Raw genomic sequence first — 23,022 nt, 5'->3', positions numbered from 1 at the left:
TTCAGATCAGCTTGCCCATGACCCCGGCGGTATCGACCATGCGGTTCGAGAAGCCCCACTCGTTGTCGTACCACGACAGCACGCGCACCAGCTTGCCGTCGATCACCGTCGTTTCGAGGCTGTCGATCGTCGAGGAGTGCGAATCGTGGTTGTAGTCGATCGAGACCAGCGGCTCGTTCGAGAACGCCAGCACGCCCTTGAGCGGGCCTTCGGCGGCGGCCTTGAGCAGCGCGTTGACTTCCTCCTTGGTCGTGTCGCGCTTGGGCGTGAAGGTCAGATCGACGACCGAGACGTTCGGCGTCGGCACGCGGATTGCCGAACCGTCGAGCTTGCCCTTCAGTTCGGGCAGCACTTCACCCACGGCGCGGGCGGCGCCAGTGGTGGTGGGGATCATCGACATTGCGGCAGCGCGGGCGCGGCGCGGATCCTCGTGGATCTGGTCGAGGATCTTCTGGTCGTTGGTGTAGGCGTGGATCGTGGTCATCAGCCCGCGCTCGATGCCGATCGCGTCGTTCAGCACTTTGGCGAACGGCGCGAGGCAGTTGGTGGTGCACGACGCGTTCGAGACGATCTTGTGATCGGCGGTCAACTTGTCATGATTCACACCGAACACCACGGTGAGATCGACTTCCTTGCCCGGCGCCGAGATCAGCACGCGCTTGGCACCGGCATCGAGGTGCTTCTGGCAGGCGGCGCGCGCGGTGAAGAAACCGGTGCATTCGAGCGCGATGTCGATGCCCTGCGCGGCGTGCGGCAGGTTGGCCGGATCACGCTCTGCGGTCACGTGGATGCGCGTGCCGTTGATGATCAGGTCGCTGCCGTCCACTTCCACCGTGCCGGGGAATGCGCCGTGGACGCTGTCGCGCTTGAACAGCAGCGCGTTGGCCTTGGCATCGGCCAGGTCGTTGATCGAAACCAGTTCGAGCCCGCAATCGGGGCGTTCGAGGATGGCACGGGCAACGTTGCGCCCGATACGTCCGAATCCGTTGATCGCAACTTTGGTGGCCATGTCAGGAGCTCCTGCTGATATGTTGAAATTCAAGCAATTCTGGCGACAATCTGCGGAACGATCTTGTCGACGGTGAAGCCGAAATGATCGAACAGGACCGGTGCCGGCGCCGACGCGCCATAGCTGTCGATGCCGATGGTCAGCCCATCGCCCACGTACTTGTGCCAGCCCAGCGTGACGCCCGCCTCGATCGAGACGCGCAACACGCCCGCAGGCAGCAGGTCGGCGCGATAGGCCGCGTCCTGCGCGTCGAACAGTTCCCAGCACGGCATCGACACGACGTCGGCGCCGATGCCCTGCGCTTCGAGGCTGGCGGCGACATCGCGCGCCAGTTCGACTTCGGACCCGGTGGCGAGCAGCACGACCTTGCGCGCGGCCGTGGCGGACACGAGGCGGTAGGCGCCCTTGGCCGAAAGGTTCTGCGAAACATCGCTGCGCAGCGCGGGCAAGTTCTGCCGGCTGAGCGCGAGCAGCGAGGGTGCATCCGCGCGCTGGAGCGCCAGTTCCCAGCACTCGGCCGTCTCGACCGCGTCGGCGGGGCGGAACACGGCAAGGCCCGGCATCGCGCGCAGGCTCATGACATGTTCGATCGGCTGGTGGGTGGGGCCATCCTCGCCCAGCCCAATGCTGTCATGCGTCATAACGTAGATCACGCGGGCGTGTTGCAACGCCGACAGGCGAATGGCGTTGCGGCAATAGTCGGAGAACACCAGGAAGGTGCCGCCGTAAGGGATGATTCCGCCGTGCAGCGCCATGCCGTTCATCGCCGCCGCCATGCCGAATTCGCGGATGCCGTAATACAGATAGCGCCCGGCATAGTCGGTGGCGGTGAGCGGTCCGGTGGACTTGGTCTTGGTGTTGTTCGATCCGGTGAGATCGGCCGATCCGCCGATCATTGCAGGGATCGACTCGGTCAGCGGACCCAGCGCGTTCTCGCTGGCCTTGCGCGTGGCCACCTTGGGCTGCGCGGCGGCGATATCGGCGAGGTAGGCCCGGAAATCGTCGAGCGGCGGCAATTCACCGGCCATGCGTACAATGAATTCCGCACCACGCGAAGAGGTTGCACAGCGCTTTTCCCAAGCAGAGTGAACATCGCGACCGGCAGCACCGGTTTCGCGCCAGCCCGCCAGGATCGGCGCGGGCACCTCGAACGGCGCGGCAGTCCAGCCCAGTTCAGCGCGGGCGGCAGCGACTTCGGCGGCGCCAAGCGCGGCGCCGTGGACGCCGCTGGTGCCCTGCTTGTTGGGCGCGCCCTTGCCGATGATCGTGCGGCAGGCAACCAGCGACGGGCGCTCGTCCGCCACGGCGGCGGCGATCGCGCGCTCGATGTCGGCCACGTCGTGCCCGTCGCATGATTCGACGTGCCAGCCCGCGGCGATATAGCGCGCCGGAATGTCTTCGCTGGTCGACAGCGAGGTCGCGCCGTCGATGGTGATGCGGTTTTCATCCCACAGCACGGTGAGGCGGCCCAGCTTGAGGTGCCCGGCCAGGCCGATCGCCTCGTGGTTGATGCCTTCCATCAGGCAGCCGTCGCCGGCAATCGCCCAAGTGCGGTGATCGACGAAGTCGTCACCGAATTCGGCGTTGAGGTGGCGTTCGGCAATCGCCATGCCGACCGCCATCGCCACGCCCTGTCCCAGCGGGCCGGTGGTGCATTCGATGCCGGGCATCATGAAATTCTCGGGATGGCCCGCGCACGGGCTGCCCAGCTGGCGGAAGTTGCGGATGTCGTCCATCGTCGGCTGTGCGTAGCCCGACAGGTGCAGCAGCGCGTAGATCAGCATCGAGCCGTGGCCCGCCGACAGCACGAAGCGATCGCGATCGGCCCACTTCGGCGCGGCCGGATCGAACTTCAGGAACTTCGACCACAGCACGGTCGCCACGTCGGCCATGCCCATCGGCATTCCGGGATGGCCGCTGTCCGCCGCTTGCACCGCATCCATCGCCAGCGCACGGATCGCGTTGGCCATATCCTGCTGCAACGACGATGCTACCATCGTGGACGGATCGCTGGTCATGCCGGAAATACTGCCTTCCCCTGTGCAACATTCCCTGAAATGCGGAATGCGTCGCTGCCGATTCGGAGCCGGGGCCTCTTTGGTCACCATGCCAGTTTGCGTCAAGGCGTGTGCACCTGCACACAGGACCGCAGACCGCCGCCCGGCGCAGCTGTGGTTCCATCTGCAGCAGCGCGCGGTTGCGGTGGCGCACGATTGTGCTAGCCATTGTGACATGGTTACCGAGCAACTCGACGCAGCGCTGGACCGGCTGGAACAGGCGCTTTCGCAGGCAGAGCAACGGGCGGCGCGCCAGCCGCACGTGCCCGACCCGGCCCCGCTCCAGGCCGATCAGGCACATTCCGAACAGCTGGCGGCGGACCTTGCCGCGCTGGAGGAACGCCACGGGCAGCTCAAGCAGGCGGTGGCGCAGGGCCTTCGCCAGCTCGACGAGATCCTTGCCGGGATGCCGCGATGAGCAACGTCAACCTCTCGATCGGCGGCCGGATCTTCGCGGTCGCCAGCGCGCCGGGCGAGGAAGAGCACATCGCCATGCTCGGCCGCCTGGTGGATGACCGGCTGCGCGACATGGGCGGCGCGGGCCAGCAAAGCGAAAGCCGGATGCTGCTGTTCGCTACGCTGCTGCTGGCCGATGAACTGCACGAACTGAAGGCGCGCAACGGGGCCGGGGAAGCTGATGTGCCAGCCGCTTCGTCGGCGATTTCGTCGTTCTCGGCGGCACCCGACGCGCTGCAGGTTGCAGCCCGGGTGGAAGCGCTGGCGGCGCGCGTCGAAAAGTTGGCCGCGCACCTTGAGCCGGGGGCGACAAGCGCCTAGATAGGACATGACGGGATCTGCCCGGCACGAGCCGCTTGAAACATCCCTGAGGCTATAAGCAAATCCTTGGGGGCTGTCCCTGGTCGAACCACTCTGTTTCCATTGGGGTTCGACACACATGGTCCCCACCTGACGTGAACGCGTCAGAGGATATTTACGGCAACGACCCATGGTGGGCCCGTCACCCTCCTTTTTCTCCCTCCCTTCGCCAGTTACGGAGTGCACACGTGGAAGCCCGGACGGCGGACGCCAAGGCGGTGCTGCGCCGCAAGCTCAAGGCCGCACGCCGCGCGCATGTCGCGCAGATCGAGCCGCGCGTGAAATCGCTGCTGTTCCTGCGCCCGCCCGGCCCCGTGGCGGCGATGCTCGCTCCCGGACAGACGGTCGGCCTGTATGCCACCGGCCCGGACGAGGCGCCGGCTGCATCCTATGCCCGCTGGCTGCGCGAGGCGGGCTATCGCGTGGCGCTGCCGTGGTTCGCGGATCGTGGCGCGCCGATGCGGTTTCGCGACTGGGATACGCCGTGGGATCCCGATACGCTCGAACCCGGTCCGTTCGGCATCATGCAACCTGCTGCGACCGCCGAGGAGTTCGTACCCGACGTCGTCTTCGTCCCGCTGGTCGGCTTTACCGCCACGGGGGATCGTCTGGGCCAAGGTGGCGGGCATTACGACCGCTGGCTGGCGGCGCATCCGGGCACGATGGCGATCGGGCTGGCGTGGGACTGCCAGCTGGTGGGCGCCCTACCCTGCGAGCCGCACGACCACCGCCTGCGCGCTGTGATCACCCCGACGCGGCTCTACGGTCCGTGGGACGACGCGGCATGAAGCCCGACTGGCAACCGACCTGGCGCAAGCCGGTGGGCATTCTGGCGCTGCTGATCGCGCTGGTGATCTATGTGGTGGTGGCGGTGCGGCTGCTCGATGTGGTGGGCAGCTGGCCGGTGCTGGCGCAAGTTCCGGTCTACGTCGTGCTGGGCACGATCTGGCTGCTGCCGCTGCGGCGCTACCTGATCTGGATGGAAACCGGCCGCTTCGGCTGACATTGGCCTGCGCGCGGCAACGCGCTGCAAAGCGCCATTTTCCGTTCGTCGATGTGGAAAATGGCGCGAGTGACGGGACTTGAACCCGCGACCTCCGGCGTGACAGGCCGGCGCTCTAACCAACTGAGCTACACCCGCGTTCCCGTGGGAGCCGCGCCACTAAGGCAGCGCGCCGGGGCTGTCAACTGCTTGCGCGCCGAGTTTTGCCCCGGTTTCGCGCCCGGTTGCGCGCCGCCTCGGTCGTCATGCGCAATCGTGCTTTCGGCTGCATTAACCAAAGCTTGTGACTTCCCTGCGACAAGCGGTCTCCAGCGCCTTGGGGGGCGCAAGGGGGCCTTGATGAATTCACGCGCGATATTGTCCGGCGCTGCCGTGGTTGCGGCTGCCATGCCGATCCTGGCGCCCGTGGCGGCCCAGGCGACCGATCCGGTGCAACTGGCCAGCGACGTGTTCGTCGAGCGGTTCCAGCCCGGCCCCAATGGTCGCGTCAGCCGCATCCTCGAGCGCCCGCAAGGCCTGCATCCGGGCGACCAGCTGGTGTTCGTGGTCAACTGGAAAGCCAGCCGCGCCCGCCCGTTCACGGTAACCAACCCGCTGCCGCGTGCGGTGTCGTTCCAGCGCAGCGTCGATGGCGCGGAAGAAGTCTCGGTCGATGGCGGCCGCAGCTGGGGTCGTCTGGAAGACTTGCGCGTGACCGATCGCGACGGCGGACTGCGCCATGCCAACCCCGAAGACGTCACCCACTTGCGCTGGCGCGTGCCCGATCGCCTTGCCGCGATCGGCGCGGGCCAGATCACCTACCGCGGCGTGGTACGCTGAACCTTTCTATCTAAGTCGGCACCAGCCCGCTCCCCCGCCCGGCCACCCGGCAGTATATCTTATGGATGGCCGGGCGGGGGAGCGGGCTGGTGCCGGACCGACGTTAGTCGGATAATACCGAACCCGCCTCAGCAGTTTCCGTATTTCCAGTTGCGCTTCTTGCCCTCGGCGATCCAGCCGGTGGCCTCGGCAATGCGTTTGGCGCGCGTTTCGGGCCGCTTGGCCTCGGTGATCCATTCGAGATATTCGCGGCGGTGCGACGGCGCGAACGCCTCGAACCGCGCGTGCGCCTCGCCCGCCCCGGCCAGCGCTGTGGCGAAGTCATCGGGCATGGCTATGTCGGTTTTCGCGGCCTTGGGCTTGGGTGCCTTGGGGGCTGCCGTGCCCTTGGCCGCGACGCGCTCGAGCGCGCGCTGCAGGCTGGCGGTCAGTTCGGCATCGTCGGGCAAGTCGGTCAGCTTGGTGATCTTGCCGTGCTGGCCCATCGCGTCGCCGGTGCGGCCTTCGCCGTGGACCACGAACGCGCAGTGCGCCTTGAACGCGGCCATGCCCGCCACGTTCTTTCCGCCCACGGTGAAGTGCGGCATCGACCACTTGATCGTCTCTTCGGCAGCGGGCAGCGCGGTATGGACCAGCGCGCGCAAGTGCGTGAGAATCGGCTGGGCGAAAGGCGGGGCCTGCTCGATATAGGCATCGATCCGCGCATCCTTCGTCATGGCCCTGCCTCCTCGCTTCAGCCCGCCAGCAGCAGCACCGGCGTTTCGATCAGCTTTTTCACCGCCTGAATGAAGCTGGCCGCGTCCCATCCGTCAACCACGCGGTGATCGCAGCTGATCGAGATGTTCATCAGCTTGCGCTTTTCGATCCGTTCGCCGCCCATGCCGTCCGCAACGAACATCGGGCGTTCGATGATCCGGTTGGGGCCGATGATCGCCACTTCAGGGCGGTTGATGACGGGCGTCGTGGCGACCCCGCCCAGCGGCCCGAGCGAGGTCACGGTCAGCGTCGAGCCCGACAGTTCCTCCGACTTGGCGGTGCCGCTGCGCGCGGCTTCGGCGAGCCGCCCGATCTCGCGCGCCAGCTGCCACAGGTTGAGGTCTTGCGCATCGCGGATCACCGGCACCATCAGCCCGGCGGGCGTCTGCGCGGCGATGCCGAGATGCACCGCGCCGAACCGCGTGACCACGCCCGCCTCATCATCATAGCGCGCGTTGATCATCGGGAACTGCGGCACCGTGCGGCAGATCGCGGTGATCAGCAGCGGGAGGAGCGTGAGCTTGGGCTTTTCGCCTCTCGATGCGTTCAGTTGCTCGCGCATCACTTCCAGCGCGGTGACATCGCATTCCTCGACATACGAGAAATGCGGGATGTGGCGCTTGGAGGCGGCCATGTTCTCGGCGATGCGGCGCCTGAGGCCGATGACCCGAACCGTCTCGTCGCCGCGATCGGGACCGGCGGCGCGGTACCCACCCATCGCGTTGTACGACAGGAACGCGTCGAGATCGGCGTGGCGGATGCGGCCGTCCTCTGCCGGGCGGACTTCGGACAGATCAATGCCGAGGTCGGCCGCGCGCTGGCGCACCGCGGGGCTGGCGAGGACTTTGGCGTCACCCGCCCCACGTCCGTTCGTGTCGAGCGAAGTCGAGACACGCTTGGGTTGCTGGGTGGGAGCGCTGGTGGGGGAGGGTGCGCGCGGTGTCTCGACTTCGCTCGACACGAACGGATCAGGAGCTGGTTCGGCAGCCGCAGCTTCAACCCTGCCAACATCCGCCGCATCAGGCGTTCCCGCCTCGATCCGCTGTTCGACCACCGCTGCAGTCGGCGCAGGCGCGGCAGGCTCGTCCGCCTCCCCTGCCCCATCCATCTCGATCACCACCAGCGGCGAGCCGATCGCGATCACGTCGCCCTCGGCGCCGGCGACCTCGATCACGGTGCCCGACACCGGGCTTTCCATCTCGACCGTAGCCTTGTCGGTCATCATGTCCGCAACCCGGTCGTCTTCCTCGATCCGGTCGCCGATCTTGACATGCCAGGCGACGATCTCGGCCTCGGCGATGCCCTCGCCGATGTCCGGCAGGCGGAAGGTGTAGCGCGCCATCAGTTCAAGCTTTCATCAGGCGATCGACCGCCTCGCCGATGCGGACGGGACCGGGGAAATAGGCCCACTCGAGGCTGTGCGGATACGGCGTGTCGAACCCGGTGACGCGTTCGATCGGCGCCTCGAGATGGTAGAAGCAGCGCTCCTGCACCAGCGCGGACAGTTCCGCGCCGAACCCGGAGGTGCGCGTCGCCTCGTGGATGATCAGGCATTTGCCGGTTTTTTCCACCGACTTCTGCACAGCCTCGATGTCGAGCGGGACCAGCGTGCGCAAGTCGATGATTTCGGCGTCGATGCCTTTCTCGCGCAGCACCGCCTCGGCCACGTGGACCATCGTGCCGTAGACCAGCACGGTCAGCGCATTGCCGCTGCGCACGGTGCGCGCCTTGCCCAAGGGAATCGAATAATAGCCTTCGGGCACCACGCTGTCGGCGTGGCGCGCCCATGGCTCGACCGGCTTGTCGTAATAGCCGTTGAACGGGCCGTTGTAGATGCGTTTCGGCTCGAAGAAGATCACCGGATCGTTGTCCTCGATCGCCGCGATCAGCAGGCCCTTGGCATCGTGCGGCGTGGCCGGGATCACCGTCTTGAGGCCCGCAACATGGGTGAACAGCGCCTCGGGGCTCTGGCTGTGGGTCTGCCCGCCGAAGATGCCGCCGCCGAACGGGGAGCGCACGGTCAGCGGCGCGATGAATTCGCCCGCCGAACGATAGCGCAGCCGCGCGGCCTCCGACACCAGTTGGTCGAGCCCCGGGTAGATGTAGTCGGCAAACTGGATCTCGGGCACCGGGCGCAGGCCATAGGCGCCCATGCCCACCGCCGCGCCAATGATCCCGCATTCATTGATCGGGGTATCGAACACGCGGGTCTTGCCGTACTTCTTCTGCAGGCCCGCCGTGGCGCGGAACACGCCGCCGAAATAGCCGACGTCTTCGCCCATGATCACCACATTGGGATCGCGTTCCAGCATGATGTCGAGCGCATCGTTGATCGCCTCGATCATGTTGAGGCGGCGGGTCGGCGCGTCCGCCAGCGACACCGGGGCTTCCTCGATCATCGTCATGACTCTTTCCATTCCGGCCACTTGGACCGCCGCTCGCGGATGGCCTGGTCGGCCTGTTCCTCAAGGTTCCACGGCAGTTCCTCATAGACGTCCTCGAACATCGTGTGGAACGGGTGGTGCAGGCCGTGGCCGAGGATGCCGTTCTTTTCGGCCTCCTTGGTCGCCGCCTTGACGTCATTGACCAGTTCGAGATCCATCGCGGTGTGGCGTTCGTCGGACCATTCGCCAAGACCGACGAGATGGCGCTTGAGCCGCATGATCGGATCGCCCAGCGGCCACTCCTCGCGCTCCTGCGCCGAGCGGTAGGCGTTGGGATCGTCCGAGGTGGAGTGCCCCTCGGCGCGGTAGGTGAAGTGTTCGATCAGCGTCGGCCCACCGTTGGAGCGCGCGCGGTTGGCGGCCCATTGCGTGGCGGCATAGACCGCCAGCGCATCGTTGCCGTCCACCCGCAGCCCCGCCACGCCATAGCCAACAGCGCGGCTGGCGAACGTGGCGCGCTCGGCCCCGGCGAAGCCCGAAAAGCTAGAGATCGCCCACTGGTTGTTGACCACGTTGAAGATCACCGGCGCGTTGTAGACCGTGGCGAAGGTCAGCGCGGCGTGGAAATCGCCCTCGGCTGTCGAACCCTCGCCGATCCAGCTGGCGGCGATGCGCGTGTCGCCCTTGATCGCGGATGCCATCGCCCAGCCCACCGCTTGCGGATACTGCGTGGCGAGGTTGCCCGAAATCGTGAAGAACGCGTGATCGCGCGCCGAATACATGATCGGCAGCTGGCGGCCCTTCAGCTTGTCGGCGCGGTTGGAATAAATCTGGTTGATCATCTCGACCAGCGGATAGCCGCGCGAGATCAGGATGCCCTGCTGGCGATAGCTGGGGAACACCATGTCATCGTCGGCCAGCGCCATCGCTGGCGCGACCGAGGTCGCCTCCTCGCCGGTGCACTTCATGTAGAAGCTGGTCTTGCCCTGCCGCTGGCCGCGATACATCCGTTCGTCGAACGCGCGGGTCAGCGCCATCGTGCGCAGCATCCGGCGCAGCGTTGCGGGATCCAGCCGGGGGTCCCACGGTCCCACCGCGCTGTGATCGTCGTCGAGCACGCGGATCAGGTCGGTGGCGAGCGGATTGGTCTCCGCCGCCGCGCAGCCCTCGTCGGGTCGCGGCTGCACGCCTGCGGGCGGGATATCAAGGTGGGTGTAATCGACCTTGTCGCCCGGGCGGAATTTCGGCTCGGGCACATGGAGCGACAGCGGCGGCAGGTTTCCGCCAGGTCTCGGCAGGGAGGTGCGACCGGTCATTGGCCCACCTTGTCGGGGCCAGATGCTTCCGAGACTGCGACCTGCATCATCCGCCCTCCGTCAAACCTTCCAACGCATCGCAATCGATGTCGTGCCGAAAGAATTAAAATTATAACGCAGCGTTATTTTATTACTCTCTCACGCACGAGTCAATCAGGCGCGGATCGCGATTCATCACACCGCGACCGGCGCCGAAATCGCCGCACCCGGCTTGTATCCGGTGACCTCGAAATCTTCGATGCGGTAGTCGAAGATCGAGGCGGGGCGGCGCAGGATCGCCATTCGGGGGCTGCCCGACGGCACCCGCGCCAGCTGCTCCTCGACCAGATCGGCGTGGTTGAGATACAGATGCACGTCCCCGCCCATCCACACCAGTTCGCCCGGTTCCAGATCGCACTGCTGCGCCAGCATGCGGATGAACAGCGCGGCCGACCAGGCATTGAACGCAAAGCCCAGCCCAAGGTCGCAACTGCGCTGATAGAGCAGACCGTTGAGCCGTCCTTTGCCCTGCGTTCCGCCGGCGACGTGGAACTGGTAGGTCTTGTGGCACGGCGGCAGCGCCATCGCGTCGAGCTCGGCCACGTTCCAGCCTTCGACAATGTGGCGGCGGCTGCCGGGGTTGGCTTTCAGCCCCGCGACAAGGTCGGCGATCTGGTTGACGCCATGTTCGCGGCGGCGGAACGTGCCATCGCCCAACGGCTCGTACACCGGCCAGTCGACCCATTGCTTGCCATAGACCGGGCCCAGATCGCCCCACTGCGCGGCGAACGCGGCGTCGGCCACGATCCGCGCGGAAAAGTCGGCGCGGGCGATGGCGTCGCCGGTTTCGCGGCGGTAGCGGTCGAGCGGCCAGTCGGTCCAGATTTCCACGCCCTGTTCGCACAGCGGGCGGATGTTGGTCTGGCCGGTCAGGAACCACAGGAATTCGCGCGTCGCGGTTTTCCAGTAGACCCGTTTGGTGGTGAGCAGCGGCATCTGCCCGTCCGACAGATCGAACCGCAGCTGCGCGCCGAACACCGATCGCGTGCCCACGCCGGTGCGATCGACACGCTCATCGCCATGCTCCCATATGTGGCGCATCAGGTCGAGGACTTGCCATTCGTAATGGCGTTCGGGGGGAGAATCGGAAACGGACGCTATGCTGGCCATCGCGCCAGCTTAGCCCGAGCCGTGCGCACGCGAAAGGCCGGCGGCCGATTGGCCCGTGGCCAATGGTTGTGATCGCGGTCCACCGCCACTGGCGCACGTCGCCATGCTATCCAATGTGGTAAGGGAAATCGCGCAGGGGCCGGTAGCGCGAACTTGTCCATGTTGCGGGATAAGCCGCCTCATGAACGCCGCGTCCTTTCCAGAATTGCCAGGCCCCCCCGAACGACTGTCGCTTCGCCAAGTGCTGGGCCAAGCCTTCGTGCCGCTCGCCGTGCTGATCGCGACCCTGATCTGGCCGGTGGCCGGGCGGACCAGCCTGTTCGTACCGTTCGACGGCAGCTCACCTGCGCGATCGGTCGCATGGCTGACCGGCCATGGCGTGCGCATCGTCGCGCCGGGACCGACGCCGCGGTCGTTCTTCGTGTTCTCGTCAACCAGCTTGTTCCTGCGCGGTCTGGCCGACGGGAAGCTGTTCATCGCCATGCCGTTTGCCGGTTGCGGCAACCGCTAGAATGCCATTCGCCGCCCGCCCTTTCGACACCCTCGGCGCCCGAACCACGGCGTCCAGAAAAAGAGATGCCTGATGGAAGACATACTGCAGCTTCGCCGCAAGGGCATGATCGCGCTGGTTGGACTGGCGTGGCTGTTCCTCGCCATCATCGGTATCGGCGCCGGTTGGGCGCCCGGCGGGTTTTTGCCCGTCGGCCTGGCGCTTGCGGTCACGGCAACGCCAACCTTGCTGGCGCTCACGCAACGGGCCGGTCCCGGCGCGCGCATGGCGATGGGGTGGTCGATGCCGCTGTATCCCGCCATCCTGTTGTTGCAGTGGTCCGGATCCGACTGGGAGCTGGATCTGCACATGATCTTCTTCGCCACGATCGCGACGCTGGCCGTGCTGGCGGACTGGCGACCGGTCGTCGTCGCGGCAGCAGTGACTGCGGTTCATCACCTCATCACCAACTTCGTCGCGCCGGCGCTGGTATTCCCCGACGGCGCCAACTTCGAGCGAGTCGTGCTCCACGCCATCGTGGTCATTACCGAAACCGGCGCGCTGGTCATGTTGACAGTCCGGCTGGAGCGGCTGGTACTGGGACAGGCGGCCGCGCGGACCGAGCGCGCCCGCGTCGAAGCCCTGGCCATCGAGGAGCGCGCGCGACGCGATGCCGAGCAGCACAATGTCATCAAGGCGCTGGGCGGCCGGCTCAAGGCGCTGGCCGACGGCGGCCTGTCCCAGACCATCGAGCAGGCTTTCCCCGCAGGCTATGAAGCGCTGCGTGAACACTTCAACAGCGCAACGGGCGATCTCAACCAGACGATCCGCGCCGTGATCACAAGCGCAGAGCAGATGAACTGCGGCGCGAGCGAAATACGCAGCGCGTCCGACGATCTGGCGCGCCGCACCGAAAATCAGGCGGCGAGCCTGGAAAAGACCCTGACCGCGCTCGAAAAAGTTTCGACCGGCATCCGCGACACAGCCGAGCGTGCCACCAACGTCAACCAGTCGATTGCCGTGACCCACGGCGAGGCGCTGGCCGGTGGCGCGGTCGTGGCGCGCGCGGTCGAAGCGATGAACCAGATCGAGCAGTCGGCCGGTGAAATCGGCCAGATCACCTCGATCATCGATTCGATCTCGTTCCAGACCAACCTGCTGGCGCTGAACGCCGGGGTCGAAGCGGCCCGCGCCGGCGATGCGGGCAAGGGCTTTGCCGTGGTCGCCAACGAAGTGCGCGCGCTGGCGCAGCGTTCCGCCGATGCGGCGCAGACGATCCGGACGCTGATCACCACGTCGGGCCAGCAGGTGAGCGAAGGCGTCGCCTTGGTGGGCGAGACCGGCAAGGTCCTCAACGGCATCGTCGAACAGGTAACCGGCATCGGCGATTCGATCGCGCTGATCGCCTCGGGCGCGGACGATCAGGCGCAGGAATTGCGGCGGGTCAACGGTGCGATGGGCGATATCGACCAGCTTACCCAGCAAAACGCCGCGATGGCCGAGCAAAGCTCTGCGGCCACGCGCAACCTCTCGCACGAGGCGACGCTGCTGGCATCGCTCGTCGCGCGCTTCGAAACCACCGGCGACGACCGCGCGGAGCCCACAGCCCGCTCGAGCCGGGGGATGCGCCAGGCCGCGTGATCGCCCCGAACGGTCGGGCAGGCGTTCAATTGCGCGCTTGCCACCCGGCGACGGTGCACTTATAGGCGCGCTCCTGCCCTGCCCCACCCCGGATCTGTTCCGAAGGTGAGGCATCCGGTCGGGGAATAGCTCAGCCTGGTAGAGCACTGTCTTCGGGAGGCAGGGGCCGGAGGTTCGAATCCTCTTTCCCCGACCACTACTTTGCAAAAAGGCAGCCTTCGGGCTGCCTTTTTCGTTTCAGGCGCTTTGCCGGCTACCCGCCGCGCAGCAACTGCACCCCCCAGTCGCGTTCGAACAGGTAGAGCAGCAGCCGGGCCGCTTCTCCGCGCGGACTGTCCAACCCGCCGTCCCGTTCGATCAGCAGGCGGGCGTCGTCATGCGCCAGCGGCAGCAACCGGGCGATCTGTTCGAAATCGGCGACGCGGAACGGGGTTTCGCCCGACTGGCGCGTGCCCAGCAGTTCCCCGCCACCGCGCAGGCGCAAGTCTTCCTCGGCCAACAGGAACCCGTCCTGCGTCTCGCGCATCAGCGCCAGCCGTTCGCGCCCGGTCTCCGACAGCGCATCGCCGCGCAGCAGCAGGCAGGTCGATGCCTCGCTCCCCCGCCCGACGCGTCCACGCAGCTGGTGGAGCTGCGCCAGCCCGAACCGCTCGGCCTGCTCGATCACCATCAGCGTGGCGTTGGGCACGTCGACGCCAACCTCGATCACGGTGGTGGCGACGAGCACTTTGGCGATGCCGCTGGCGAACCGCTCCATCGCCGCGTCCTTCGCCTCGGGTCGCAGCTGGCCGTGGACGAGCACGACATCGTCCCCGAACCGCGCCGTCAACGCCGCGAACCGCGCCTCGGCAGCGGCGATGTCCTCGCTCTCCAGTTCGCGCACCATCGGGCACACCCAATAGGCCTGCCCGCCCTTGGCGAGATGCCGCCCCACGCCTTCGACGACATCGGCCAACCGGTCGAGCGCGACCACGCGGGTGTCGATCGCTTGCCGCCCGGGTGGCATTTCATCGAGCCGCGACACGTCCATCTCGCCGTATTGCGCCAGCGTGAGCGTACGCGGGATCGGGGTGGCGGTCATCGCCAGGCAGTGCGGCGTGCGGCGGCCCTTCTGCGTCAGCAGCAGGCGCTGGCCCACGCCGAAGCGGTGCTGTTCGTCGATCACGACCAGCGCAAGGTTGCGATAGGCGACCGCGTCCTGGAAGATCGCGTGCGTGCCCACGCAGATCTGGATGCTGCCGTCGAGCAGCCCCATCAGGATCGATTCGCGCGCCCGGCCCTTGTCGCGCCCGGTCAGCAGCGCGATTTCGACGCCGGTGCCCTTGGCCATGCGCGTCAGCGTCTCATAGTGCTGGCGCGCGAGGATTTCGGTCGGGGCGAGCATGGCAGCCTGCGCGCCTGCCTCTACGGCCGCCAGCATGGCGTGGAGCGCCACGGCAGTCTTGCCCGATCCGACATCGCCCTGAAGCAGCCGCAGCATCGGCGCGCCCTGCTGCATGTCGTCCTCGATCTCGCGGATCGAGCGCAGTTGCGCGCCGGTGAGCGCGAACGGCAGGTTGAGCAGCGCGCGCAAGTGCCCGTCACCATGCAGCGGCGTGCCGATACGCGCACGATTGGCGGTGCGCACCAGCATCAGCGCCAGACTGTTGGCGAGCAGTTCGTCATAGGCCAACCGATCGCGCGCCAGGGCATGTTCGCCCTTGTGCGCCAGCGCGATCGCTTCGCGCCATGTCGGCCAGCCCATCTTGGCGAGCAGGCCCGGCTCGATCCATTCGGGCAAGTCGGCAAGATGTTCGAGCGCCTGCGCCACCAGCGCCTGCAACCGGCCCTGCGTCAGCCCTTCGGACAGCGCATAGACCGGCTCGCACAACGTACTGAGCGCGGCGCCGCCTTCTTCCGACACATGATCGGGGTGGACCATCTGCAAGGTCTGCCCGAACTGGTCGAGCCGCCCGGCAACCCAGCGCCGTTCGCCCAGCGGCAGCTGCTTTTTCGCCCAGCCGCCGTTGCGCCCGAAATAAGTCAGCGAGACGTAATCGCCCAGATCGTCCTCGGCCATGATCCGGAACGGCCCGCGCCCTGCTGCCGAACGGTATTCGCGCGGGGTCAGCGCCACCACCACCTGTTCGCCCACGCTGGCCACGTCGAGGCTCGCGATCGCGCGGCGCTGCACGAACCGTTCGGGCAAGTGGTAGGCCAGGTCGCGAACGCGGGTCAGCCCCAGCTTTTCAAGCGGACGCGCCAGCCCCGGCCCCACGCCTTTGAGGCCGTCGGTCGCGGCAAACAGCGGGTTGAGCATTTCGGGACGCATGGCGCCCGTCATAATCGACCCGGCCTCAACGGCAAGCTGTCCCGGCCGCAAGCGTGCGTGTTGCCTTGACCGGTTGTTGCGCATAACGCTTCGGTGATGAGCCAGACGCCAGCCAACCCCGATGCCCCGCGCGACGAACGCCTGCGCGCGCTGAAATTCCGCGCCTGGCATCGCGGCACGCGGGAAGCGGACTACATGTTCGGCTGCTTCTTCGATCGTTTCCACGCCGGGTGGGGCGAGGCCGAGATTTTGTGGTTCGAAGCCTTGATCGACGAGGACGATGTCGATGTGATGGCCTGGGCGCTGGGCACGCAAGCCGTGCCCGCCGAATTCGCGGGCGCGCAGATGGACGTCATGCGCAAGCTGGACTACGTCGATATTCCGCGCTGATCGCCTTGGCCCCAGCCCCGTTCCGTCATCCTGAACTTGTTTCAGGATCCATTTCTCCGCCATAACGGAGCGTTGTCTGACAAGGCCGACCACCCGTCTGCCGACAAACCTGAGAACTCCGCCTGCGGTGCACGATGAATCCTGAAACAAGTTCAGGATGACGGATGAAAGATGGATTGCGTCCCATGCGATTCCCCGTCTCGCCCGGGAGAGGACTTGGACAGCACCGTTTTCTGTAGTTAAGGCGCTTCCAGCATAATGCCTGACTTCAACCGGATTCTTTCCGCGACCACGCCGCTGACGCTCGCCTCGATTGCGCGGGGCGCGCAGCCGCTTGTGCTCGGCGATCTGGCGCGGGCAGCGCGGATGAAGCCCGCAGGCGGGCGCGTGGTGTTCATCGCGCCCGATGAGGCGGCGATGCGCGGCGTGGCCGATACCGCGCATTTCTTTGCGCCCGATCTCGAAGTGATCGAGTTTCCCGCGTGGGACTGCCTGCCGTTCGATCGCGCCTCGCCCGCGCTGTCGGTCAGCGCGCGACGGCTGTCGGCGCTGCAGCGCCTGCAGCACAAACCCGATGGCCCGCAGCTGCTGGTCACCACGATCAACGCGCTGCTGCAACGCGTGCAGACCCCGTTCCGCGTCCGCGAATCGACCCGCCTGCTCAAGCCCGGCATGGAGATCGGGCGCGACAGCCTGATCTCGCTGCTCCAGCGGCAGGGCTATTCGCGCACCGATACCGTGGTCGACTCCGGCGAATATGCCGTGCGCGGTTCGATCTTCGATATTGTCCCGACCGGGCTCGACCATGGCTTGCGGCTCGATTTCTTCGGCGACGAGCTGGAAACGCTGCGCCTGTTCGATCCCGCCACGCAGCGCAGCGTGCAGCCGGTCGAGACGCACCTGTTGCTGCCTGCCAGCGAGGCGCTGCTCGACGAGGACAGCATCAAGCGCTTCCGTGGTCGCTATCGCGAGAAGTTCGGCGCCAGTGCCACGTCGGACCCGCTCTACCAGGCGGTGAGCGAAGGCCGGCGGCTGGCGGGCATGGAGCACTGGCTGCCGCTGTTCGAGGACCGGCTGGTCACGCTGTTCGATCATCTGGGCGAAGGTGATGTGGTGGTGATCGACGGCGCAGCGGCCAAGGCGGCCGAAACGCGCATCGCCGACATCGCCGACTATCACGACGCGCGGATCGACAGCGCGCGCAAATCGCCCGGCAGCTATCGCCCGCTGGGCGAGCACGCGCTGTATCTGGCGGAAGACGAGCTGGCGCGCGCGCTGACGGGCTGGCCGGTGCACCGCACGACGATCTTCGCCGAACCCGAATCGCGTGCCGTGATCGACTTCGGCTTTTCCAGCGCACGCGATTTCACGCCCGAACGTGCGCAGGGCGCCAACATTTACGAAGCGGCGGCGAAATACCTGTCATCGGTGGCGGCCACCGGGCGCAAGGCGATCATCGCCGCCTACACCACCGGATCGCGCAGCCGGCTGGCCGCGCTGCTGGGCGATGCGGGCAAGGCCGCGCCGTTGCTGGCTGAAAACTGGCAGGAGGCGCTCGGGCTGGCGGCCAAGGGCAAGCCGGTCACGCTGGTGTTGCCGCTGGAAGAGGGCTTCGCCAGCGCCGAGATCGAGCTGCTGACCGAGCAGGACATTCTTGGCGACCGGCTGGTGCGCCGCAAGAAAAAGCGCAAGGACGCCGACGCGTTCCTCGCCGAACTCTCGGCGCTCAACCCCGGTGACCTGGTGGTTCACATGGACCACGGCATCGGGCGGTATGAGGGTCTCGAGGCGATCAAGGTCGGCGCCAGCCCGCACGATTGCGTGCAGCTGACGTACGCGGGCAATGACAAGCTCTACATCCCGGTCGAGAACCTCGACGTGCTCAGCCGCTATGGCAGCGACAGCGAGGGCGTGGGGCTCGACCGGTTGGGTGGCGAGGCGTGGCAGCGGCGCAAGGCCAAGATGCGCGAACGCATCCTCGAAATGGCGGGGCAGCTGATGGCCACCGCCGCCAAGCGAGCGCTGCGCCAGGGCGAGGTGTTCGCGGTCGATCCGGCCAGCTACGGCCCGTTCGTCGATCGCTTCCCGTGGGACGAAACCGACGATCAGGATCGCGCGATCGACGATGTGCTGGGCGATCTGGTCGATGGCAAGCCGATGGACCGGCTGGTGTGCGGCGATGTCGGCTTCGGCAAGACCGAGGTCGCGCTTCGCGCCGCGTTCGTGGCGGCGATGGCCGGCAGCCAGGTCGCGGTGATCGCGCCGACCACGCTGCTCGCGCGCCAGCACTTCAGCAATTTCGTCGATCGCTTTGCCGGCTTCCCGCTCAACATCGGGCGACTGTCGCGGCTGGTGCCGGCCAAGGAAGCCGCCGAAACGCGCGAGGGGCTGGAAAAGGGCACGATCGACATCGTCATCGGCACCCACGCGCTGCTGTCGAAAAGTATCCATTTCAAGCGACTCGGCCTCGTCATCGTCGACGAGGAGCAGCGTTTTGGCGTCACCCACAAGGAAAAGCTCAAGGAGCTGAAAGCCGACGTCCATGTGCTGACGCTCACCGCCACGCCGATTCCGCGCACGCTGCAGATGGCGATGTCGGGCTTGCGCGAACTGTCCACGATCCAGACCCCGCCGGTCGATCGGCTGGCGGTGCGCACATACGTGATGCCGTGGGACGACATGGTGATGCGCGAGGCACTGTTGCGCGAACACCAGCGCGGCGGGCAAAGCTTCATCGTGGTGCCGCGCATCGCCGACATGCCCGATCTGGAGGAATGGCTGCGCACCACGGTGCCCGAGGTCACGTCGGTATCGGCGCACGGCCAGATGAGCCCGACCGAGGTCGAGGACCGCATGGGCGCGTTCTATGAGCGCAAGTACGACGTGCTGCTGTCAACCACGATCGTCGAGAGCGGGCTGGATATTCCGTCCGCCAACACCATCGTCATCCACCGCGCGGATCGCTTCGGCCTGGCCCAGCTGTACCAGCTGCGCGGGCGCGTCGGGCGCGGCAAGCTGCGCGCCTACGCCTACCTCACCTACCCCGAGACGCAGGCGCTGTCCGAAGTCGCGGAAAAGCGGCTGAAGGTACTGGGCGATCTTGATTCGCTCGGCGCCGGGTTCCAGCTCGCCAGCCACGATCTCGACATTCGCGGCGCGGGCAACCTGTTGGGCGACGAACAGTCGGGCCACATCCGCGAGGTTGGCTTCGAGCTGTACCAGTCGATGCTCGAGGATGCGATCCTGGCGGCCAAGGCGGGCGACATCGGGCTGGCGCGCGAACGCGAGGCGCTCAGCCCGCAGATCACGGTCGATGCGCCGATCATGATCCCCGAGGACTATGTGCCCGATCTGGCCGTGCGGATGGCGCTGTACCGCCGCATGAACGATGCCGAAGGCGCCGACGCGGTGGAAGCGCTGGCTGCGGAAATGATCGACCGGTTCGGCCCGCTGCCGGTGCCGACGCAGAACCTGCTCAAGCTGATCGAGATCAAGCGCCAGGCGATCGAAGCGCAGATCGCCAAGATCGACGTCGGGTTGAAGGGCGCGCTGGTCAGCTTCCACAACGACGATTTCCCCGATCCGACGGGGCTGATCGCCTATGTCGAGCGCCTGCAGGGCACCGCCAAACTGCGCCCCGACAACAAGCTGGTGATCTCGCGCGTGTGGGGCAACGCCGACGCGCGGCTCAACGGCCTGATCCAGCTGACCAAGGGATTGTCGACCATCGCACGGCGGGCGATGAAGAAAGCGGCTTAGCCCAAGGCTTCACGTCGTCTGGATTTCACGTCGTCCCGGACTTGATCCGGAACCGGTGGCGGTCAAGCGCCTACAGGCCCACGGTCCCGGATCAGGTCCGGGACGACGATCGGCTTTCCAGCACCATCTCGACAAACGCATCGGCCTCCACGGGCTGCGAGCGCAGAAACCCCTGATAGCTGTCGCAGCCCTCGGCGCGCAGCACCGCCAACTGGTCTTCCAGCTCGATCCCTTCGGCGACCAGTTTCAGGTCCAGCGCGCGCGCCATCGCGATGATCGCGCGCACGATCGCGCGGTCGCGCGGGTCGGTGGCGATATCGCGGACCAGCGACTGGTCGAGCTTCAGCGCATCGAGCGGCAGCGCCTTCAGCGCGCGGAAGTTGGAAAAGCCGGTGCCGAAATCGTCGAGCGCGATGGACACCCCGTCATCGACCAGTTCGCGCAGCGATCGGGCCGAGGTGGCGAAGTCGGCGATCAGCGTCTGTTCGGTGATCTCCAGCGTGAGCCGTGCCGGGGCGAAGCCCGATGCTGTGATCGCCCGGCGCATCCGCGCGGCGACATCGGGCGAGGCGAGATCCTGCGCGGTAACGTTGAGCGACAGGCGCAACGGCCGTTCCGTTTCGGGCCATGCCGCCGCCAGCGCCAGCGCACGCTCGGCGATATGGCGCGACAGCTGCACGACGTGGTCGGCGCGCTCGGCCATGGCGAACAGCGTGCCCGCACCGACGCGGCCGAGCGAGGGGTGGTCCCATCGCGCCAGCGCCTCGGCGCCGCACAATCTGTCGCCCTCGACGGTGAACTGTGGCTGGAACACGATGCCGATCTCGGCACGGTCGATCGCGCCGAGCAGGTCAGCCTCGAGCCGGGCGGCGCTGAGGCCGCGTGCGCGGTGGCTGCCGTCGGCCCACAGGATGCGCCGCGCGCCGTGCCCCTGCAGCGCGACCAGCGCCTGGTCGAGCCGGTCGAGCATCGCCGCACCGTGGTCCTCGGCACGGCCCCGCAGCAGCGCGATGCGCGGCACCAGGCGCACGGTCTCGCCACCCAGCCCCATCGGCCGCGCAATGGCGGTCGACAGTGCCTCTGCCAGCCACTGCCACCGCTCTCGGCTGCACGGATGGCGCGAGGCGAGCAGGAATTCACCGCCGCCAAGCCGCGCTGCCAGGCAATCGCCGGGCAGTTCCTCTGCGGCAAAGCGGCGGATGCGGTGTGCGATCTCGGCCAGCACGCCATCGCCCGCCGTCGCGCCATACGCGAGATTGACCGCCTGGAAGCGGTGCAGCCCGATCAGCATGGCCTGGATCGGCAGCGAGGGCTCGACCTCAAGCGACCCGCCGGGCAACCCGATCGCCACGCGGTCGAACCACGCACGCGCCGCCGCCGCGGTCGCCAGACCGGTCAGCAGATCGTGTTCCGCGGGCAGCGGAGCGGGTGGCGGTTTCGGCGGCTGTTCGGCCATGGTTTCGGCTATGCCCGAACAACCTTGCCAAAGCGTTCCCCACCCGCCGAGGCAACGTCTGTCCCGATGCGGGTCGCAGCACGGCGTGACCGTGCCGGTTTCGCGTTGCCAAGCGCACAACCGCTCCATATCAGGGCGTTCCGTCGGTTCGGGGCCACTCGGCCACGCCGGACAGATTGCTTTTGGGGGACTGTACCATGCCCGGATTTGATCGGCTGGCGCTGCTCGCGTCGATCACCGATCGGGCACAGGATGCCGAGGCCGCGCTGCGCGCCGAACGCGACTGGGTCCCGCTGGAAGAGGCTGACGCGGTCGTGGTGCTCGGCGGCGACGGGTTCATGCTCCAGACGCTGCACCAGATGCTCGATGCGGAGCGGGTGATCCCCGCCTATGGCATCAATCTGGGCACGGTCGGGTTTCTGATGAACAAGTCGCGTAGCGACAAGGCCAAGCATACCCGCTCGATTGCCGAACGGCTGGCACGGGCGCGGACGATCGCGGTCGCCCCGCTCAAGATGCAGGCCACCACCAACAGCGGCGAAACATTCAAATTCTGCGCGATCAACGAAGTGTCGCTGCTGCGCGAAACGCGCCAGACCGCCAAGCTGGAGGTGACCGTCAACGGCAAGGTCCGGATCGCAGAGCTTTCGTGCGACGGCGTGCTGGTGGCGACGCCCGCCGGATCGACCGCCTACAACCTGTCGGCGAACGGCCCGATCCTGCCGCTGGGATCGGCCATGCTGGCGCTCACCCCGATCAGCCCGTTCCGTCCCCGGCGCTGGCGCGGGGCGATCCTGCCCGAAAGTTCCGAAATCACGATCCGTGTGCTCGAAGCGGTCAAGCGCCCGGTCGCCGTGGTCGCCGACCAGAAGGAAGTGCGCGACGTCAGCGCGGTATCGGTCCGCGTATCGACCGAACAGCGCCTGACGCTGCTGTTCGATCCCGGCCACAGCCTCGACGAGCGGATCGTCACCGAACAGTTCCAGGTCTGATCGCGCAGACCAGGGCGGAATCGCGCGGCTTGGCGCACGATGCGCTTGCCAAACCGCAAGGCGCTGTTATAGGCCGCCCCTGCCTGTCGGGCTGCTCCCCGATAGCTCAGCGGTAGAGTAGGTGACTGTTAATCACTTGGTCGTAGGTTCGAATCCTACTCGGGGAGCCAACTTTCTGACGGGTCATTTCCTGTCAGGCCCGATCGTCCGTCAAATGGTACGGACGCACAGGGAGATCGACCGTCCGCACGCCGTGTCGATCGCCAAACGCGCGTTTTTCCTAGAAAAACAAAACGAATTATAAATCCATTTTGGTCATATTTCATGACCATGAGGCACGAGCGCTTTCCCGAGATTTCCGGCATAGGCCCGGATCGCCAGCCGCGCGCGGGGATCCACCTCATTTGCGAGATCCGGCCCGGAACCAATCCGGCGATCAAGCTGCGCGTCGAGAACATCTCCCAGAAGGGGTTCCGGATCGCGTGGTTCCCCACCTGCCGCGTCGGCATGTCGCTCAAGATCAGGGTGGCCGGGCTGCAATCGCTGCGCGCGGTCGTGCGCTGGAAAGACAACAACGCCGCCGGTTGCGAATTCGACGAACCGCTGCATATCGCGGTGTTCGAACACATCGCATCGCTGTCGGACCGGTACTGACCTCGCCTGCCCGCTACGGC

At 66.7% G+C, this 23,022-nt stretch carries 20 protein-coding genes and 3 tRNA genes; 13 read left to right on the top strand and 10 right to left on the bottom strand.

The genetic code is table 11. The features are described from left to right. Nucleotide 1: 1 nt before the first annotated feature. Both gap and tkt read right to left on the bottom strand, forming a co-directional pair. On the bottom strand, nt 2–1,009 hold the full coding sequence (gene gap / locus NL2_RS14635) for a type I glyceraldehyde-3-phosphate dehydrogenase (RefSeq protein WP_068076433.1): 1,008 nt from the start codon (nt 1,007–1,009) through the stop codon (nt 2–4). Between the two features lie 29 nt (nt 1,010–1,038). Further along, complete coding sequence (gene tkt / locus NL2_RS14630; protein WP_245647701.1) at nt 1,039–3,027, bottom strand: transketolase; 1,989 nt, start codon at nt 3,025–3,027, stop codon at nt 1,039–1,041. 214 nt (nt 3,028–3,241) lie between these two features. On the opposite strand from tkt, the gene NL2_RS14625 reads away from it, so the two are divergent. The 4 genes from NL2_RS14625 (at nt 3,242) to NL2_RS14610 (ending at nt 4,885) form a co-directional block, all read left to right on the top strand. Continuing rightward, nucleotides 3,242–3,484 carry a hypothetical protein gene (locus NL2_RS14625; RefSeq protein ID WP_068076432.1) on the top strand — a complete coding sequence of 81 codons (243 nt, stop codon included), beginning with the start codon at nt 3,242–3,244 and terminating at the stop codon, nt 3,482–3,484. Then, nucleotides 3,481–3,843, top strand: a complete 363-nt coding sequence (locus NL2_RS14620) for a cell division protein ZapA (RefSeq protein ID WP_068076431.1) — start codon at nt 3,481–3,483, stop codon at nt 3,841–3,843. The genes NL2_RS14625 and NL2_RS14620 overlap by 4 nt, the downstream gene beginning before the upstream one ends. A gap of 227 nt (nt 3,844–4,070) precedes the next feature. After that, the gene (locus NL2_RS14615) at nt 4,071–4,670 is read left to right on the top strand and encodes a 5-formyltetrahydrofolate cyclo-ligase (protein WP_068076430.1); all 600 of its coding nucleotides are present in this window, start codon (nt 4,071–4,073) and stop codon (nt 4,668–4,670) included. Continuing rightward, on the top strand, nt 4,667–4,885 hold the full coding sequence (locus NL2_RS14610) for a DUF2842 domain-containing protein (RefSeq protein WP_068076429.1): 219 nt from the start codon (nt 4,667–4,669) through the stop codon (nt 4,883–4,885). The genes NL2_RS14615 and NL2_RS14610 overlap by 4 nt, the downstream gene beginning before the upstream one ends. A gap of 61 nt (nt 4,886–4,946) precedes the next feature. Here NL2_RS14610 and NL2_RS14605 read toward each other — a convergent pair. Continuing rightward, nucleotides 4,947–5,023, bottom strand: a tRNA-Asp gene (locus NL2_RS14605). 201 nt (nt 5,024–5,224) lie between these two features. Here NL2_RS14605 and NL2_RS14600 point away from each other — a divergent pair. Beyond that, nucleotides 5,225–5,704 (top strand): hypothetical protein, encoded by a 480-nt coding sequence (locus NL2_RS14600; RefSeq protein ID WP_068076428.1) that lies wholly within the window; start codon nt 5,225–5,227, stop codon nt 5,702–5,704. Nucleotides 5,705–5,832: 128 nt separating this feature from the next. Here NL2_RS14600 and NL2_RS14595 read toward each other — a convergent pair whose 3' ends face one another. From NL2_RS14595 to thyA, 5 genes are all read right to left on the bottom strand, one after another. After that, entirely contained in the window at nt 5,833–6,420 is a 588-nt protein-coding gene (locus NL2_RS14595; RefSeq protein WP_068076427.1) for a YdeI/OmpD-associated family protein, read from the bottom strand. Between the two features lie 17 nt (nt 6,421–6,437). Further along, complete coding sequence (locus NL2_RS14590; RefSeq protein WP_068076426.1) at nt 6,438–7,802, bottom strand: dihydrolipoamide acetyltransferase family protein; 1,365 nt, start codon at nt 7,800–7,802, stop codon at nt 6,438–6,440. A gap of 4 nt (nt 7,803–7,806) precedes the next feature. Beyond that, a complete protein-coding gene (locus NL2_RS14585) occupies nt 7,807–8,859 on the bottom strand; it encodes an alpha-ketoacid dehydrogenase subunit beta (RefSeq protein WP_068076484.1) in 1,053 nt (350 codons plus the stop codon). A 2-nt stretch (nt 8,860–8,861) separates the two neighbouring features. Further along, the gene (locus tag NL2_RS14580) at nt 8,862–10,160 is read right to left on the bottom strand and encodes a 3-methyl-2-oxobutanoate dehydrogenase (2-methylpropanoyl-transferring) subunit alpha (protein ID WP_068076425.1); all 1,299 of its coding nucleotides are present in this window, start codon (nt 10,158–10,160) and stop codon (nt 8,862–8,864) included. Between the two features lie 174 nt (nt 10,161–10,334). Continuing rightward, nucleotides 10,335–11,309: a thymidylate synthase gene (gene thyA, locus NL2_RS14575; protein WP_068076424.1), complete on the bottom strand. Its 975-nt coding sequence runs from the start codon at nt 11,307–11,309 to the stop codon at nt 10,335–10,337. 181 nt (nt 11,310–11,490) lie between these two features. Between thyA and NL2_RS14570 the strand changes: the two genes are divergently transcribed. The 3 genes from NL2_RS14570 to NL2_RS14560 all read left to right on the top strand — a co-directional run bounded on the left by NL2_RS14570 (nt 11,491) and on the right by NL2_RS14560 (nt 13,636). Next, the gene (locus NL2_RS14570; protein ID WP_157083183.1) at nt 11,491–11,820 is read left to right on the top strand and encodes a hypothetical protein; all 330 of its coding nucleotides are present in this window, start codon (nt 11,491–11,493) and stop codon (nt 11,818–11,820) included. Nucleotides 11,821–11,892: 72 nt separating this feature from the next. Next, nucleotides 11,893–13,440 carry a methyl-accepting chemotaxis protein gene (locus tag NL2_RS14565; protein WP_068076422.1) on the top strand — a complete coding sequence of 516 codons (1,548 nt, stop codon included), beginning with the start codon at nt 11,893–11,895 and terminating at the stop codon, nt 13,438–13,440. 119 nt (nt 13,441–13,559) lie between these two features. Continuing rightward, nucleotides 13,560–13,636, top strand: a tRNA-Pro gene (locus NL2_RS14560). A gap of 57 nt (nt 13,637–13,693) precedes the next feature. Here the strand turns inward: NL2_RS14560 and recG are convergent. Next, nucleotides 13,694–15,751 carry an ATP-dependent DNA helicase RecG gene (gene recG / locus NL2_RS14555; RefSeq protein WP_068076483.1) on the bottom strand — a complete coding sequence of 686 codons (2,058 nt, stop codon included), beginning with the start codon at nt 15,749–15,751 and terminating at the stop codon, nt 13,694–13,696. A gap of 96 nt (nt 15,752–15,847) precedes the next feature. On the opposite strand from recG, the gene NL2_RS14550 reads away from it, so the two are divergent. Both NL2_RS14550 and mfd read left to right on the top strand, forming a co-directional pair. After that, nucleotides 15,848–16,141, top strand: a complete 294-nt coding sequence (locus NL2_RS14550; protein ID WP_068076421.1) for an FAD assembly factor SdhE — start codon at nt 15,848–15,850, stop codon at nt 16,139–16,141. Between the two features lie 258 nt (nt 16,142–16,399). Beyond that, nucleotides 16,400–19,900: a transcription-repair coupling factor gene (gene mfd / locus NL2_RS14545; RefSeq protein ID WP_068076420.1), complete on the top strand. Its 3,501-nt coding sequence runs from the start codon at nt 16,400–16,402 to the stop codon at nt 19,898–19,900. A gap of 91 nt (nt 19,901–19,991) precedes the next feature. Here the strand turns inward: mfd and NL2_RS14540 are convergent, their stop codons facing one another. Then, entirely contained in the window at nt 19,992–21,356 is a 1,365-nt protein-coding gene (locus tag NL2_RS14540; RefSeq protein WP_068076419.1) for a bifunctional diguanylate cyclase/phosphodiesterase, read from the bottom strand. Between the two features lie 197 nt (nt 21,357–21,553). Between NL2_RS14540 and NL2_RS14535 the strand changes: the two genes are divergently transcribed. The 3 genes from NL2_RS14535 to NL2_RS14525 all read left to right on the top strand — a co-directional run bounded on the left by NL2_RS14535 (nt 21,554) and on the right by NL2_RS14525 (nt 23,002). Beyond that, nucleotides 21,554–22,348, top strand: a complete 795-nt coding sequence (locus NL2_RS14535) for an NAD kinase (RefSeq protein WP_174522620.1) — start codon at nt 21,554–21,556, stop codon at nt 22,346–22,348. A 95-nt stretch (nt 22,349–22,443) separates the two neighbouring features. Beyond that, nucleotides 22,444–22,518, top strand: a tRNA-Asn gene (locus NL2_RS14530). 154 nt (nt 22,519–22,672) lie between these two features. Next, complete coding sequence (locus NL2_RS14525; protein WP_245647700.1) at nt 22,673–23,002, top strand: PilZ domain-containing protein; 330 nt, start codon at nt 22,673–22,675, stop codon at nt 23,000–23,002. Nucleotides 23,003–23,022: the final 20 nt, after the last annotated feature.

Source organism: Novosphingobium lentum NBRC 107847 (assembly GCF_001590965.1).
GTDB lineage: Bacteria > Pseudomonadota > Alphaproteobacteria > Sphingomonadales > Sphingomonadaceae > Novosphingobium > Novosphingobium lentum.
This window is presented reverse-complemented; position numbering and strand designations above follow the sequence as displayed.